Here is a 12239-nt window from a genome sequence, read left to right on the forward strand (position 1 = left end):
GGAGCAGATGTCTACAGTGATGGACTCGGTGCGTTTCGAGCACTGGAAGCCGAGCACGCGCACACGGTGATCGAAGGCAGCGGTCGAAGTCGCTGCGAGGCAGAGAACGCACGCTGGGTCAACGTGGTGTTGTCCAACCTAAAGCGTTCGCTGGACGGTGCCTATCACGCCTTCAAATTCGCCAAATACGCCCAGCGCTACCTGGCAGAGACGATGTGGCGGTTCAACCGCCGTTTCGATCTGACCCGGCTGGTGCCCAGCTTGCTGCCCGCCGCAGCCGCCAGCAAGCCGTGGTCCGAGCGGGCCCTGCGTGATGTCACCATGTTCACCGCTGAAAGTGCGTGCTAATCAGGTGGTGAATTGAGCGCGGCGGTGCTTCTGGCCGAGCGATGCGCCACCTAGTGTCGCGTTCCGTTGATACACGTTGGATATCGCGTACATGGCGCGCCCGGGTGCCGAAGAGATCCAGCTCGACCTGATTCTGGATTGCCGCAGCAATGTGGCAGCGTACCCCGCATTTCAAGCGTATTTTCGGACTTATCAGCCGCCGTTGCTGGCCGTGTGGGGCCAGCACGACCCAGCCTTTATCCCGGCTGGCGCGCAGGCCTACCGCAGGGATCTGCCAAAGGCCGAAGTGCACCTGCTGGACACAGGGCACTTTGCACTGGAGACGCATGCGGTGCAGATTGCCGACTACATCAGTGATGTTCTCTCGCGTACGCTCAGAGCAGCGGGATAACGCGGTCAGTTTGTATCCGCAATGCGGATGCAGCGGCAGGGATGCGTGCAGGCGCAGATTGCAGGGCAATCGGGCATGCTAACCTACTGGGATAACCGCCGAGATATGCCGATGATCGCCTCGCACCGATGGACAGCGTTGTTCGTGCTCGTCATCCTGATGCCGTTGCCTGCGTTTGCAGGGACGCCGGAGGGCGGTTACCGGCAGCCGCCAGAGCCGCTGCTGAGCGTGATGCGCGCGCCGCTCAATCCATCGCCGCGGCCGGATCCTACCGGCAGGACCTTGTTGCTGGTGCAGCGCACCCAGTATCCGCCGATCGCACGGGTGGCCGAGCCCTATCTCAAGCTGGCCGGCGTGCGCGTGGAGCCGCGCACGCATAGTCGCCACGACATGTCCAACGGATACGGCATTCGTTCCTGCCTGGAGGGCTTCAGCCTGGTGGATATCGCCAGCGGCAAGCAGACGGCCGTGAGCTTGCCGGCCGGCGCCTGTCCGGCATTGCCGGTGTGGTCGCCGGATGGGCGCCGGTTCGCCTTCAACAATACGGCGGCCGACCATGTCGAACTCTGGGTGGGAGACGTTGCGACCGGGCAGGTACGCAAGATCGACGGTGTGCAGCTCAATCCTGTGCTTGGCGGCGAGATCCAATGGCTGGGCGGCAGCAGCACCCTGCTGTTGAAGACCGTGCCGCAGGATCTGGGTCCCGCACCGCGCAAGGCGGCGGTGCCGCCAGGCCCGGAGGTCAAGGAAACCATCCAGGGCAAGGGCGAAAGCAGCACCTATGAGGCCCGCGATACGCTGTCCAGTCCGCAGGACGAGGCGTTGTTCACCTATTACGCCACCGCGCAACTGCTCACGGTAGATGCGGCAACCGGCAGTCAGCGCAAGCTCGGGACGCCTGCGGTCTACAGCAACGTCGATGGCGCGCCCGATGGTCGCCACGTGCTGGTAGAACGGTTGAAGCCGCCGTATTCCTACGTCACCACCTATGCGCGGTTTGCCCACGATGTGGCGGTGTTGGACCTGGAAACTGGCAACGAGCGTGTGCTTGCCAATCTGCCGGTCGCGGACCGGGTGCCGGTGCAGGGCGTGCCAACCGGTCCACGCGCCTACGCCTGGCGTGCCAATCAACCAGCCACGCTGGTCTGGGCCGAGGCGCTGGACGGCGGCGACTGGAAAACCAGCGTGCCCGCTCGCGATACGTTGATGACGCTGGCGGCACCGTTCACCGCCAAACCGCGCGCGCTTGCGCGCGTGCAGCAGCGGTATGCAGGCCTGTCGTGGTTTGCAGAAGGCGGGCAAGCCTTGCTGGACGAGTACGACGAGAATCGCCATTGGCGGCGCACCACGCTCGTGGATGCCGACCGCCCCGGCGCTGGCGAGCGCGTGTTGTTCGACCTGTCCACCGACGATCTGTATGCCGATCCCGGCTTGCCCGAAATGCGCGTGCTCGCCAACGGCCAAGCCGTGCTGCGCGAGGCGCAAGGTGCGTTGTTCCTGAGTGGGCAAGGCGCCTCGCCCGCGGGCGACCGGCCGTTTCTGGATCGCTACACGCTTGCCACCGGCAAGAGCCAGCGGCTGTTTCGCAGCGACGCGCATGTGGACGAGGTGTTCTTCGGATTTGCAGGCGACGAGACGTCGCGCCTGCTGACCTGGCATCAGTCGCTGACCGACCCGCCTAACGTGTATGTGCGGACCTTGGGCGAACCGCTACCGGCGCCGGCTGCGGGCGAAGCCGCCTTTGCGTCCACTGCCACGCCGGTGACGCATTTCGCGGACCCGACCCCGCTGGTGAGGCAGATCAAGAAGCGTTTGGTGAGCTACAAGCGCAAGGACGGCGTGGACTTGTCGTTCACCCTGTACACACCGCCCGGCTACAAGGAAGGCACGCGCGTGCCGGCCATCCTGTACGCCTACCCGCTCGACTATGCCGATCCCTCCAAAGCTGGCCAGGTCAGCGGCGCCAGCGAGCGCGATTTCACTCGTCTCAATTACTACCAGCTGCTGCTATTGGCCGGCTACGCCATTATCGACGATGCCGCTTTCCCTATCGTGGGCGACCCCAAGACCGCCTACGACACCTACCTGCAGCAACTGGTCGATGACGCCACCGCCGCGGTGGACAAGGCCGTGGAGTTGGGCGTGGTCGACCGTCAGCGCATCGGCGTCACCGGCCATAGCCACGGCGCGTTGATGACGGCCAATCTGTTGGCGCATACAGATCTGTTTCGCGCCGGTGCCGCCACCAGCGGCAGCTACAACAAGACCTTGACGCCATTCGGATTCCAGAGCGAACGTCGGTCGTTCTGGAAAGCGCCGGACGTCTATGCGCAAGCGTCGGCATTCTTCCACGCCGATAAAATCAACGAACCGTTGTTGATCGTGCATGGCATGGACGATGCAAACCCCGGTACCGAAACCACCCAGGCACCGCGCTTGTTTCAGGCCATTCGGGGCAACGGTGGCACCGCACGCCTGGTGCTCTTGCCCTTCGAACCGCACTGGTACAGCGCACGCGAATCCAATGAAGACCTGGTGGCCGAAATGCTGGAATGGTTCGACCGTTACGTCAAAAACGCACCGCCGCGCGACGCGCAGCACGCCAACGATGTGAGATGACGCGCAACGCACACCAAGGCGGCACTTGCCGGGCTAAAGCGGCTAACAAAACGTCGCGAGCGCTCGTCAGGTGGGCGTGGACGGCGCGCTCAGAACCGCAGTGTACGCATATGGTACATGCCGTTCCGAGCACCGGCCGCGCCCGCCTGACGGCTGCGCAGTCATTTTTCAGCTGCTCTTAGTCTGCCGACAGCGACCCAAGGGTGAAGCCAGACACCGCATTTACCTTGCCGCGCCACAGCACACCGCGGTTGCTGGGCAGTGGCTGGCCGCCGGGCGAGAAGCAACGCGATTCGATCAGGTGGATGAACTGCGGCGGCGTGCTGCCCTGCTGCGCATCGTCTTCGAAGTCGTAGATGCTGGCGTGGCTGGCGAACGCGCGACGGATCTCTTCTTTTTCATCGGCCGGGCCGGGATAGGCAGCAGAGAACTCCTGCGCGAATGCTTCGAAATACCGCTTGCCGCTGACCAACTGGCCGGAAATGACGATGCCTTCGAGAAATAGCGTGACGCCAAACTGCACGTTCGACGTGTTGGCAATGCCGACCAACTTCTGCAGATACCAATCCACGCTCTGCCCATCGAACGCCAGCTTGACGTCTTCCAGCGACGGTTGATTTTGATCTTGGTCTGTCATGTTGCACTCCCTGAGTAGATTCGACGACGCGTTAGACGCAACGCACATGTGGATGGATCGCCATTGGCGTGCCTAAGCATCGCACACCGATCGCCGAAGTTGCCGCGGTTGGGTTCGCTAAGTGTCCTCATGTACGGCCGTCTTGCGACATATGGACGCTTTCATCTGATGCGCGGGCCATGGTGCGGCGCTATGCGCCACCTTTTCCCGGCGGGAGAAGGAAATGGTAGCCCCTCTCACTACGGAGCGAGGCGGCACGGCTTGCGCGGCACTGGCGCGCGTGCCCTGGAGCGCCTGCGCCGCGGAGCGGGGGTGGGGTGAGGGGACGGCGCGAGCCACCCGAGCCACCCGACCCAAGCAGGCATGCAAACCGCCACGCTCGTTACACTTACCCGGCTCACTCCCACACGACACACGCAACATGCAATTGATCGATATCGGCGCCAACCTCACCCACGACTCGTTCGACCGTGATCGCGATGCGGTGCTGCAGCGCGCACGCGATGCCGGCGTGGGGCAGCTGGTGATCACCGGCGCTAGCCGCGAGCATTCGCCACTGGCCTTGCAACTGGCGCAGCAACACCCCGGATTCCTGTACGCCACCGCCGGTGTGCACCCGCACCATGCGGTGGAATGCACCGCCGAATGCGAAGCGGAAATGCGGACGCTGCAGGCGCATTCGCAGGTGGTGGCCGTGGGTGAGTGCGGGCTGGATTACTTCCGCGATTTCGCGCCGCGCCCGGCGCAGCACAAGGCGTTCGAACGCCAGCTGCAGTTGGCTGCCGATAACGGCAAGCCGCTGTTCCTGCACCAGCGCGACGCGCATGAAGATTTCCTCGCCATCATGCGCAGCTTCGAAGGCCGCCTGGGTGCCGCGGTGGTGCATTGCTTCACCGGCACGCGCGAGGAACTGTTTGCGTATCTGGACCGCGATTACTACATCGGCATCACCGGCTGGCTCTGCGACGAACGCCGCGGCGCGCATCTGCGCGAGCTGGTGCGCAACATTCCGGCCAACCGCTTGATGATCGAGACCGATGCGCCGTACCTGCTGCCGCGCACGCTCAAGCCGATGCCCAAGGACCGCCGCAACGAGCCGATGTTCCTGTCGCATATCGTGGAAGAACTGGCACGCGATCGTGGCGAAGATGTGGCCGTGACCGCTGCCAACAGCACGGCAGCGGCACGTGCCTTCTTCCGCTTGCCGGAGCCTGCCGGCGCGAAGGGCAGCTGACAAAATGTAGCGAGCAGTCGTCAGGTGGGTGCGGCCGGCACGCAGGGATTGCAGCGCTCGCGTGCTACATGCCGCACCGAGCACCGGCCACGTCCGACTGGCAGTGGGTGTCATCGTCGTGCCAGCCGTTCCAGACGTGTTGGCGGCCTTGTGCATCGCTCAGCAGGGTGGCGCGTGCGCCGATCCACTGCGCAGCCGCCTGCAAGCGCGACGGTGCCACGTTGAAGGCCAGAGCACGCTGCCCACCGGACGCTGCGCCTGCACGCATTCCAGCGTGGACCAGCCGATGCGGACGGCGTTGCCATGCACGGGCAACGCCAACACATCGCGGTAGAAACGTAGCGTCAGGCCAGGGTCTAGGCAGGGCAGCAGCAGATGACGGAGATGCATGGCAATAAAATTGGTGGAAAGCCGGCATTGAACGACCTCAATCGCGGTTGAGGTCAAGCCGATGTTGCACGTATTTTTGAAAATAGCGCGCCATCATCAGGCTAGGCGAACAGCGCAGAGAACCGCAGCATGCGCGTAAGAGCGGCTAGACAACCGTAGCGAGCGGTCGTGAGGTGGACGCACCCGGCGACCAGGAGCCGCACTCTACGCGTGTGATGCCGATTTCGAGTACCGGCCGCACCCACCTGATGCCTGCACAGTCGTTCCGGTAGCCCAAGCAGTCACGTGACCGACGCCGATCCCAGGTTACGACATCCGCTTGGCAGCGTTGCACTGACCTCGATTCGCTGACCTTGCCCGGTGCAGCAGCATGCGCATGCACGAAATGACCCAGCCATGTGCCAAACCGCTGCGATGACGCCATTGCGCGAAGCGGAAGCAAGCGCCACTGAGCGTTCGTCCGCTACCGCCAAGCACGCTCAGATCAACTCCGCCAACGCCCATAAATGCCGCACCAATGGTGTGGTCTCCAATGCAGCCGGCGCGACGGCCAGGGCCAGGCGCGCCAGCGGCATATGGCCTTCGATATCCAGATAGCGCACGCCGGGGCGCTGCAGCTGTGCAGTGGAGGCAGGCACCACCGAGACGCCCAGTTCGGCGGCCACCAGATTGATGATCGACGACATCTGCGGCGCTTCCTGGGTGATGCGCAGGGTCACGCCGGATTCGCGGCAGGCGGCCAGGATTTCGTCGTACAGGCTGGAGCCGAAGCTGCGCGGAAACAGGATGAAAGGCTCGCCGGCCAGTGCCGCCAACGGGGCGCTGTTGCGCGTGGCCAGGGGGTGCGCGGCGGGGACGGCGATCTTCATCGGCTCGTCGGTAAAGCGCAGCAACTGCAGATCCGCTGGCGTGCTCAGACCGTAGCGCACGAACGCCGCATCCAGCCTGCCTTCGGCCAACCCCACCAGCAGGCTGGCGGTATTGGTCTCGTCCAGCAGCAATTCGACTTGCGGCCACGTGCGGCGGAAATCGCGAATCAACCGCGGCACCACCGGGCTGAAGGCGGCCGAGGCGGTGAAGCCCAGGCGCAACCGCCCGGATTCGCCACGCGCCACCCGGCGTGCGGTTTCGGCAGCGCGTTCCACATCGGCGAGCACGCGGCGCACTTCACCCAGGAATGCCTCGCCGGCCAGGGTGAGCTCGGCCCCGCTGTGGGTGCGCCGAAACAACGGCGTGCCCAGCTCGCGTTCCAGCGTCTGGATCTGCTGGCTCAGCGGCGGCTGGCCGATGCCCACCCGCGCGGCAGCACGGGTGAAGTTGCCTTCTTCGGCGACCGCCAGGAAGTAACGCAGGTGGCGCAGTTCCATCCATCTTTTCCAGATATGACAACTGCCGGAATCATATATTGGACAGGGGGTGGCGGCGGGCGAATACTCGCCATCCTACGTCTCAAGTGCGCGCTTGTGCCTTCCTCCGATCGCCGTCCGGGTCCGCTGCTCCACCCATCCCCCAGTACCGTCGCCGGCGCCGGCGCCGACGCACTCGCAGCGCTGCGCATCCGCCTGGCACTGTTCCTGGCCGGCTTTGCCACCTTCTCGCTGCTGTACAGCGTGCAGCCGGTGCTGCCCGAATTCGCGCGCGCCTTCCAGGTGGACGCAGCGACCGCCTCGCTGCCGTTGTCGCTGGCCACCGGTGCACTGGCCCTGGCGATCTTTTGCGCTGGCGCAGTGTCGGAAAACCTCGGTCGGCGTGGGCTGATGTTCGCGTCCATCGCCATCGCGGCGGTGCTCAACCTGATCGCGGCATTCCTGCCGCACTGGGGCGCCTTGGTCGTGATACGCACCTTGTCCGGCATCGCGCTGGGCGGGGTGCCGGCGGTGGCGATGGTGTACCTGGGGGAAGAATTGCCGGCCAACAAGATGGGTGCGGCCACCGGCCTGTACGTGGCCGGGAATGCCTTCGGCGGCATGAGCGGGCGCATCGTGATGAGCGTGCTGACCGACCACACCGATTGGCGCACCGCATTGGCGGTGTTGAGCGGGTTCGATCTGCTGTGTGCGCTGGCGTTCTTCTGGTTGCTGCCGCCGTCGCGCAACTTCGTGCGCCGGCACGGCATCAACCTGCGCTTCCATCTGAGCGCCTGGGCCGGGCATCTGCGCGACCGCAATCTGCCGTTTCTGTTCGCGCTGCCGTTCCTGTTGATGGGTGTATTCGTGTGCCTGTACAACTACGCCGGCTTCCGCCTGGGTGGGCCGGAATTCGGCTTGAGCCAGAGCCAGATCGGCATGATCTTCAGCGCCTATGTGTTCGGTATCGTCAGCTCGTCGGTGGCCGGTGCAGCGTCGGACCGGTTCGGGCGCGGGCCGGTGGTCACCGCCGGCATCGTGTTGTGCGTGCTCGGCGTGACGCTGACCCTGGCGCGTGTGTTGGCGGTGGTGGTGGCTGGCATCGTGCTGCTGACGATCGGGTTTTTCATCGCGCATTCGGCGGCCAGCGCGTGGGTCAGCCGGCTCGGTGGCGCGCATCGCAGCCATGCCGCGTCGCTGTATCTGCTGGCCTACTACGCCGGCGCCAGCACGATCGGCGCGCTCGGCGGCTGGTTCTGGCAGCACGGTGGCTGGGGCGCGTTGGTCGGTATGTGGCTGACGCTGTTGGCGATCGCTTTTGCGGCGGCCTACATCCTGCGCCAACGCGCCGACGACGCGCGTCCCTACGGGCGCTTTGCGCCACATCCTGTGCGGGGCGAGTGAGGCAGATCGACCGACGCTTCTGGCGTGCCCGCTTGCGGGTGGTTTGCGATGCATAAGACGTGGCAGCCGCCGCACCTTGTGCCAAGGTTGCCAACAGACGCGCACGCCGCCGCTCCAGGTCGGCCAGCTGACGCTCGATCAATTGCAGGCGCGCGCGATGCGTGTGTGCGGTTTCCGGGCACATCTGCGCGCCTTCCACCAGGCGCATGCAATCGGGGAAACCGCGACTGTCGTCCAGACTGAAGCCGGTGGCGATCAGCCGCTGAATCTGCCCCGCACCTGTGCAACGCACGCTGCAGGGAAGACCCGATAGCCATTGGCGCTGCGCGAGGACGTCAGCCATCCATGCGCATCGTAGTGACGAATCGCACGCACGCCGGCGCCGGTCTGCAGCGTCAGCGCGCCAATCCTCAGCAAGGGTTTGGAAGACGCGGCCATGCGGCAAGCATACGTTGCACGCAAGGCTTGACCCTCACCCTGGTGTGAGGCCGGAGGATGGCGGCGCTTCTGGTCTGGAGCTCACCGGATGTCGGTCCGTTCTTCTGCCATCCGCATGCTGCCGGTGCGCTATCTGCTGGTTTGCCTGCTGCTGTGAGGATCTGCTGCAGTTTGTCGAGCAGAGACGCGCCGCACATTGAACGCTGTCGGCAACTCCCCGGCCGGCAGCCCGGGCGGATTGCGATCAGCTGCGCGGCCCTGGTGTGATGCTGTACCGTCTCCAGGCTTGCATCCAGTGCGATGCGTTGCGCGTCACGTGCGCATCGTCACTCCGCCGACGGCGGTGTGATGCTGTGCTATTGCGCGCGCGCCGATCCGGCCGCCGACGTTGCGTCGTAGCGGGCGAACGACGCGCTGCCGGTGCACAGTGCTCCCATCGTTTCCGGAATTGCCAGATGACTGCTGTCCCCGCCCACGACGACCACGCGCTGCAGGACTTCATCGAGCGCCATCAGCGCCTGTTCGTGCTCACCGGTGCCGGTTGCAGCACCGATTCGGGCATTCCCGATTATCGGGATCTGCAAGGCGGCTGGAAGCGTCCGCAGCCGGTGACGTTTCAGGCCTTTATGGGCGAGCTGTCCACGCGGCAGCGCTATTGGGCGCGCAGCCTGGTCGGTTGGCCGCGGTTCGGCCTGGCGCAACCCAACGCCACCCATCACGCGCTCGCTGCGCTGGAAGCGCGCGGCCAGTTGGAAGTGCTGCTCACCCAGAACGTGGATCGCCTGCATCAGGCCGCCGGCAGCCAGGCGGTGATCGATCTGCATGGGCGGCTGGATGTGGTGCGCTGCATGGGCTGCGAACGCCGCATGCCACGTACCGAATTTCAACTGTTGCTCGAGCAGGCCAATCCGGGCTGGGCAGCGCGTGAGGCCGCGCAAGCGCCCGATGGCGATGCCGATCTGGACGATGTGGCCTTCGAGCATTTCGTGGTGCCGCCGTGCCCGGTGTGCGGTGGCGTGCTCAAGCCGGACGTGGTGTTTTTCGGCGAGAACGTGCCGCGCGAGCGGGTGGAGCGCGCATTCGCGCACCTGCAGGCGGCCGATGCGGTGCTGGTGGTGGGGTCGTCGCTGATGGTGTATTCCGGCTTCCGGTTCGTGCAGACCGCCGCGCGCAATGGCTTGCCGATTGCCGCGCTCAACGTCGGGCACACGCGTGCGGACGAACTGCTGACGTTGAAGGTGGAGCAGTCGTGCGCGCAGGCGCTGGCGTTCCTGCACGGGTCGACGGACCTGCTGCGTGCACGTCGCGTCAATGACGCCAGTGCGCGTTCTGCATGACGCAGCGATCCATCGCAGCGGTTGTGCCGGCGCGCGCAGCGCAGTGCAATAGGCACCCATGTCAGCTGTGGATGCCGCTTTGAGCCAGTTGTTCTCTCCCATCACCTTCGGTCCGCTCGCGCTCGCCAACCGGATTGTCATTGCGCCGATGTGCCAGTACTCGGCACAGGACGGCTGCGCCACCGATTGGCATCGCATCCACCTGGGCACGTTGTCGCAATCCGGCGCCGGATTGCTGATTCTCGAAGCGGCTGCGGTGGTGCCGGAAGGGCGCATCAGTTACGCCGATCTTGGTTTGTACGACGATGCGACCGAGCAGGCCCTGGCCGAGGTACTGCAATCGGTACGACGCTGGTCGCCGATGCCGATTGGCATCCAGCTGGCGCATGCCGGCCGCAAGGCGTCGACCGATCTGCCGTGGAAAGGCAGCGAGGCCATCGCACCCGATCATGCGCATGGCTGGCAGACCGTGTCCGCATCGGCGATGCCGTTTCGCGCAGGGCAGCCGGCGCCACAGGCGCTGGATCAGGCGGGGATCGATGCTGTGGTTGACGCCTTCGTCGCATCGGCACAACGTGCCGAGCGCCTGGGCCTGGAGTTGATCGAATTGCATGCCGCGCATGGCTATTTGATGCATCAATTCCTGTCGCCCTTGAGCAACCAGCGCAGCGATGCGTATGGCGGGTCGCTGGAAAATCGCATGCGGTTGACGCTGCGCATCTTCGATGCGGTGCGTGCGGCAGTCTCCGAAAAAATCGCCATTGGCGTGCGCATCTCGGCCACCGACTGGGTCGAAGGCGGGTGGGATGTGCAGCAGAGCATCGCCTTGTCGCAGGCGCTGGATGCACGCGGTGCGCACTACATCCATGTCTCCAGCGGCGGGCTCGATCCACGCCAGCAGATTCCGCTGCAGGCGGGCTATCAGATTCCGTTCGCGCAGGAGATTCGCGCGCAGGTGAGCAGGCCGGTGATCGGCGTAGGCTTGATCACCGAGCCAGCGCAGGCCGAAGCGATTGTGCAGGAAGGCCAGGCCGATGCGATCGCGCTGGCGCGTGGCATCCTGTACGACCCACGCTGGCCGTGGCATGCCGCCGCGGCACTGGGCGCGTCGGTCACGCCGGCACCGCAATACCTGCGCTGCGAACCGCGCGACGCGCGCGGCGTGTTCGCCAACTGATCCGTACCCCCGACGTCATACCGAACAAGGACAACGCATGCCGATAGGATTTCTGGGCTTGGGCACGATGGGCCTGCCGATGGCGCACAACCTGCTGCGTGGCGGGTTCGAACTGAGCGTTTGGAACCGTTCGCCCGAACGCGCCCAGCCGCTACGCGACGCTGGCGCCACGGTGGTGGAGCAACCGTGCGGCGCGGCGCACGGCCCGTTGTTGTTTTCGATGCTGGCCGACGACGACGCAGTGCGCCAGACCCTGTTGGAGCGCGGCGTGCTGGACGCGCTGCCGGCGGGCAGCGTGCACGTCAACATGGCCACCATTTCGGTGGCGCTGGCGCATGCGTTGACCGCGCTGCATGCCGAGCGCGGTGTGGCCTATGTGGCCGCGCCGGTGCTTGGGCGCGTGGATGTGGCCGAGGCCGGCAAGCTCAATATTCTGGCCGGCGGCGATGACGTCGCAGTGGCACGCGTGCAGCCGATGTTCGATGCATTGGGGCAAAAGACCTGGCATATCGGTCGCGCACCGGAGCAGGCCAATGCGGCGAAGCTGGCCGCCAACGTCTGCCTGGCCAGCGCCATCGGTGCCATGGCCGAAGCCAGCGCACTGGCACGTGGTCACGGCGTGGATACCACGCAGTTTCTGGGCATGCTGACCAGCACCTTGTTCGCAGCGCCCGCCTACCAGGGCTATGGCCGCCTGATCATGCAACGCGCGTACTTGCCGGCAGGCTTCACTGCCACGCTCGGTCGCAAGGATGTGGACCTGGCCATCCAGGCCGGCGCCGACAAACAGGTACCGATGCCGTTGGGCGAAGTGTTGCGCGCCGGCCTGGACGAGGCCATCGCGCATGGCGACGGCCATGCAGACTGGGCGGTACTGGCGGAAGTCTCGGCGCGGCGGGCAGGGCAGGTGGCCTGATC

Annotated in this window: 9 protein-coding genes, 2 other RNA genes and 3 pseudogenes; 8 read left to right on the plus strand and 6 right to left on the minus strand. The window is 65.3% G+C overall.

Annotated features, from left to right (window positions below):
- The 3 genes and pseudogenes from WJW29_RS09195 to WJW29_RS09205 form a co-directional block, all read left to right on the plus strand.
- Positions 1 to 348: transposase (locus WJW29_RS09195; RefSeq protein ID WP_146773314.1), on the plus strand; the 348-nt coding region annotated here is incomplete at its 5' end.
- Between the two features lie 70 nt (positions 349 to 418).
- Positions 419 to 739, plus strand: a pseudogene (locus tag WJW29_RS09200) (alpha/beta fold hydrolase); the annotation flags it as partial.
- A gap of 111 nt (positions 740 to 850) precedes the next feature.
- Positions 851 to 3358 carry a prolyl oligopeptidase family serine peptidase gene (locus tag WJW29_RS09205; RefSeq protein WP_011260655.1) on the plus strand — a complete coding sequence of 836 codons (2508 nt, stop codon included), beginning with the start codon at positions 851 to 853 and terminating at the stop codon, positions 3356 to 3358.
- Positions 3359 to 3398: 40 nt separating this feature from the next.
- Here WJW29_RS09205 and WJW29_RS09210 read toward each other — a convergent pair.
- Positions 3399 to 3477: non-coding RNA, sX9 sRNA (locus WJW29_RS09210), on the minus strand.
- 59 nt (positions 3478 to 3536) lie between these two features.
- A complete protein-coding gene (gene gvpU, locus WJW29_RS09215; RefSeq protein ID WP_012443823.1) occupies positions 3537 to 3995 on the minus strand; it encodes a gas vesicle accessory protein GvpU in 459 nt (152 codons plus the stop codon).
- Positions 3996 to 4416: 421 nt separating this feature from the next.
- Here gvpU and WJW29_RS09220 point away from each other — a divergent pair, with 421 nt between their 5' ends.
- Positions 4417 to 5229, plus strand: coding sequence for a TatD family hydrolase (locus WJW29_RS09220; protein WP_011409682.1), 813 nt, complete (start codon positions 4417 to 4419; stop codon positions 5227 to 5229).
- On the opposite strand, the gene WJW29_RS09225 is transcribed toward WJW29_RS09220, so the two are convergent.
- From WJW29_RS09225 to WJW29_RS09235, 3 genes and pseudogenes are all read right to left on the minus strand, one after another.
- Positions 5224 to 5299, minus strand: a non-coding RNA gene (locus WJW29_RS09225) — sX9 sRNA. The genes WJW29_RS09220 and WJW29_RS09225 overlap by 6 nt on opposite strands.
- A 66-nt stretch (positions 5300 to 5365) precedes the next feature.
- Positions 5366 to 5619, minus strand: a pseudogene (locus tag WJW29_RS09230) (hypothetical protein); the annotation flags it as partial.
- Between the two features lie 479 nt (positions 5620 to 6098).
- The gene (locus WJW29_RS09235; protein WP_011260651.1) at positions 6099 to 6986 is read right to left on the minus strand and encodes a LysR family transcriptional regulator; all 888 of its coding nucleotides are present in this window, start codon (positions 6984 to 6986) and stop codon (positions 6099 to 6101) included.
- A gap of 96 nt (positions 6987 to 7082) precedes the next feature.
- On the opposite strand from WJW29_RS09235, the gene WJW29_RS09240 reads away from it, so the two are divergent.
- Positions 7083 to 8369, plus strand: coding sequence for an MFS transporter (locus WJW29_RS09240; RefSeq protein WP_041182322.1), 1287 nt, complete (start codon positions 7083 to 7085; stop codon positions 8367 to 8369).
- 64 nt (positions 8370 to 8433) lie between these two features.
- On the opposite strand, the pseudogene WJW29_RS09245 reads toward WJW29_RS09240, so the two are convergent.
- Positions 8434 to 8807, minus strand: a pseudogene (locus tag WJW29_RS09245) (MerR family transcriptional regulator); the annotation flags it as partial.
- A 455-nt stretch (positions 8808 to 9262) separates the two neighbouring features.
- Between WJW29_RS09245 and WJW29_RS09250 the strand changes: the two are divergent.
- From WJW29_RS09250 to WJW29_RS09260, 3 genes are read left to right on the plus strand one after another with little or no spacing between them, the layout of a single operon-like run.
- Positions 9263 to 10144: an NAD-dependent protein deacetylase gene (locus WJW29_RS09250; RefSeq protein WP_011260648.1), complete on the plus strand. Its 882-nt coding sequence runs from the start codon at positions 9263 to 9265 to the stop codon at positions 10142 to 10144.
- A gap of 58 nt (positions 10145 to 10202) precedes the next feature.
- Positions 10203 to 11321 carry an NADH:flavin oxidoreductase/NADH oxidase gene (locus tag WJW29_RS09255; protein WP_011260647.1) on the plus strand — a complete coding sequence of 373 codons (1119 nt, stop codon included), beginning with the start codon at positions 10203 to 10205 and terminating at the stop codon, positions 11319 to 11321.
- 37 nt (positions 11322 to 11358) lie between these two features.
- Entirely contained in the window at positions 11359 to 12237 is an 879-nt protein-coding gene (locus WJW29_RS09260; protein WP_011260646.1) for an NAD(P)-dependent oxidoreductase, read from the plus strand.
- Positions 12238 to 12239: the final 2 nt, after the last annotated feature.

This window comes from Xanthomonas sp. JL1 (assembly GCF_038405005.1).

Excerpts from the sequence above, each read along its gene's own strand:
- WJW29_RS09205 (WP_011260655.1), top strand. The coding sequence starts at position 851 with ATGATCGCCTCGCACCGATGGACAGCGTTGTTCGTGCTCGTCATCCTG.
- gvpU (WP_012443823.1), bottom strand. The coding sequence starts at position 3,995 with ATGACAGACCAAGATCAAAATCAACCGTCGCTGGAAGACGTCAAGCTG.
- WJW29_RS09220 (WP_011409682.1), top strand. The coding sequence starts at position 4,417 with ATGCAATTGATCGATATCGGCGCCAACCTCACCCACGACTCGTTCGAC.
- WJW29_RS09235 (WP_011260651.1), bottom strand. The coding sequence starts at position 6,986 with ATGGAACTGCGCCACCTGCGTTACTTCCTGGCGGTCGCCGAAGAAGGC.
- WJW29_RS09250 (WP_011260648.1), top strand. The coding sequence starts at position 9,263 with ATGACTGCTGTCCCCGCCCACGACGACCACGCGCTGCAGGACTTCATC.
- WJW29_RS09255 (WP_011260647.1), top strand. The coding sequence starts at position 10,203 with ATGTCAGCTGTGGATGCCGCTTTGAGCCAGTTGTTCTCTCCCATCACC.
- WJW29_RS09260 (WP_011260646.1), top strand. The coding sequence starts at position 11,359 with ATGCCGATAGGATTTCTGGGCTTGGGCACGATGGGCCTGCCGATGGCG.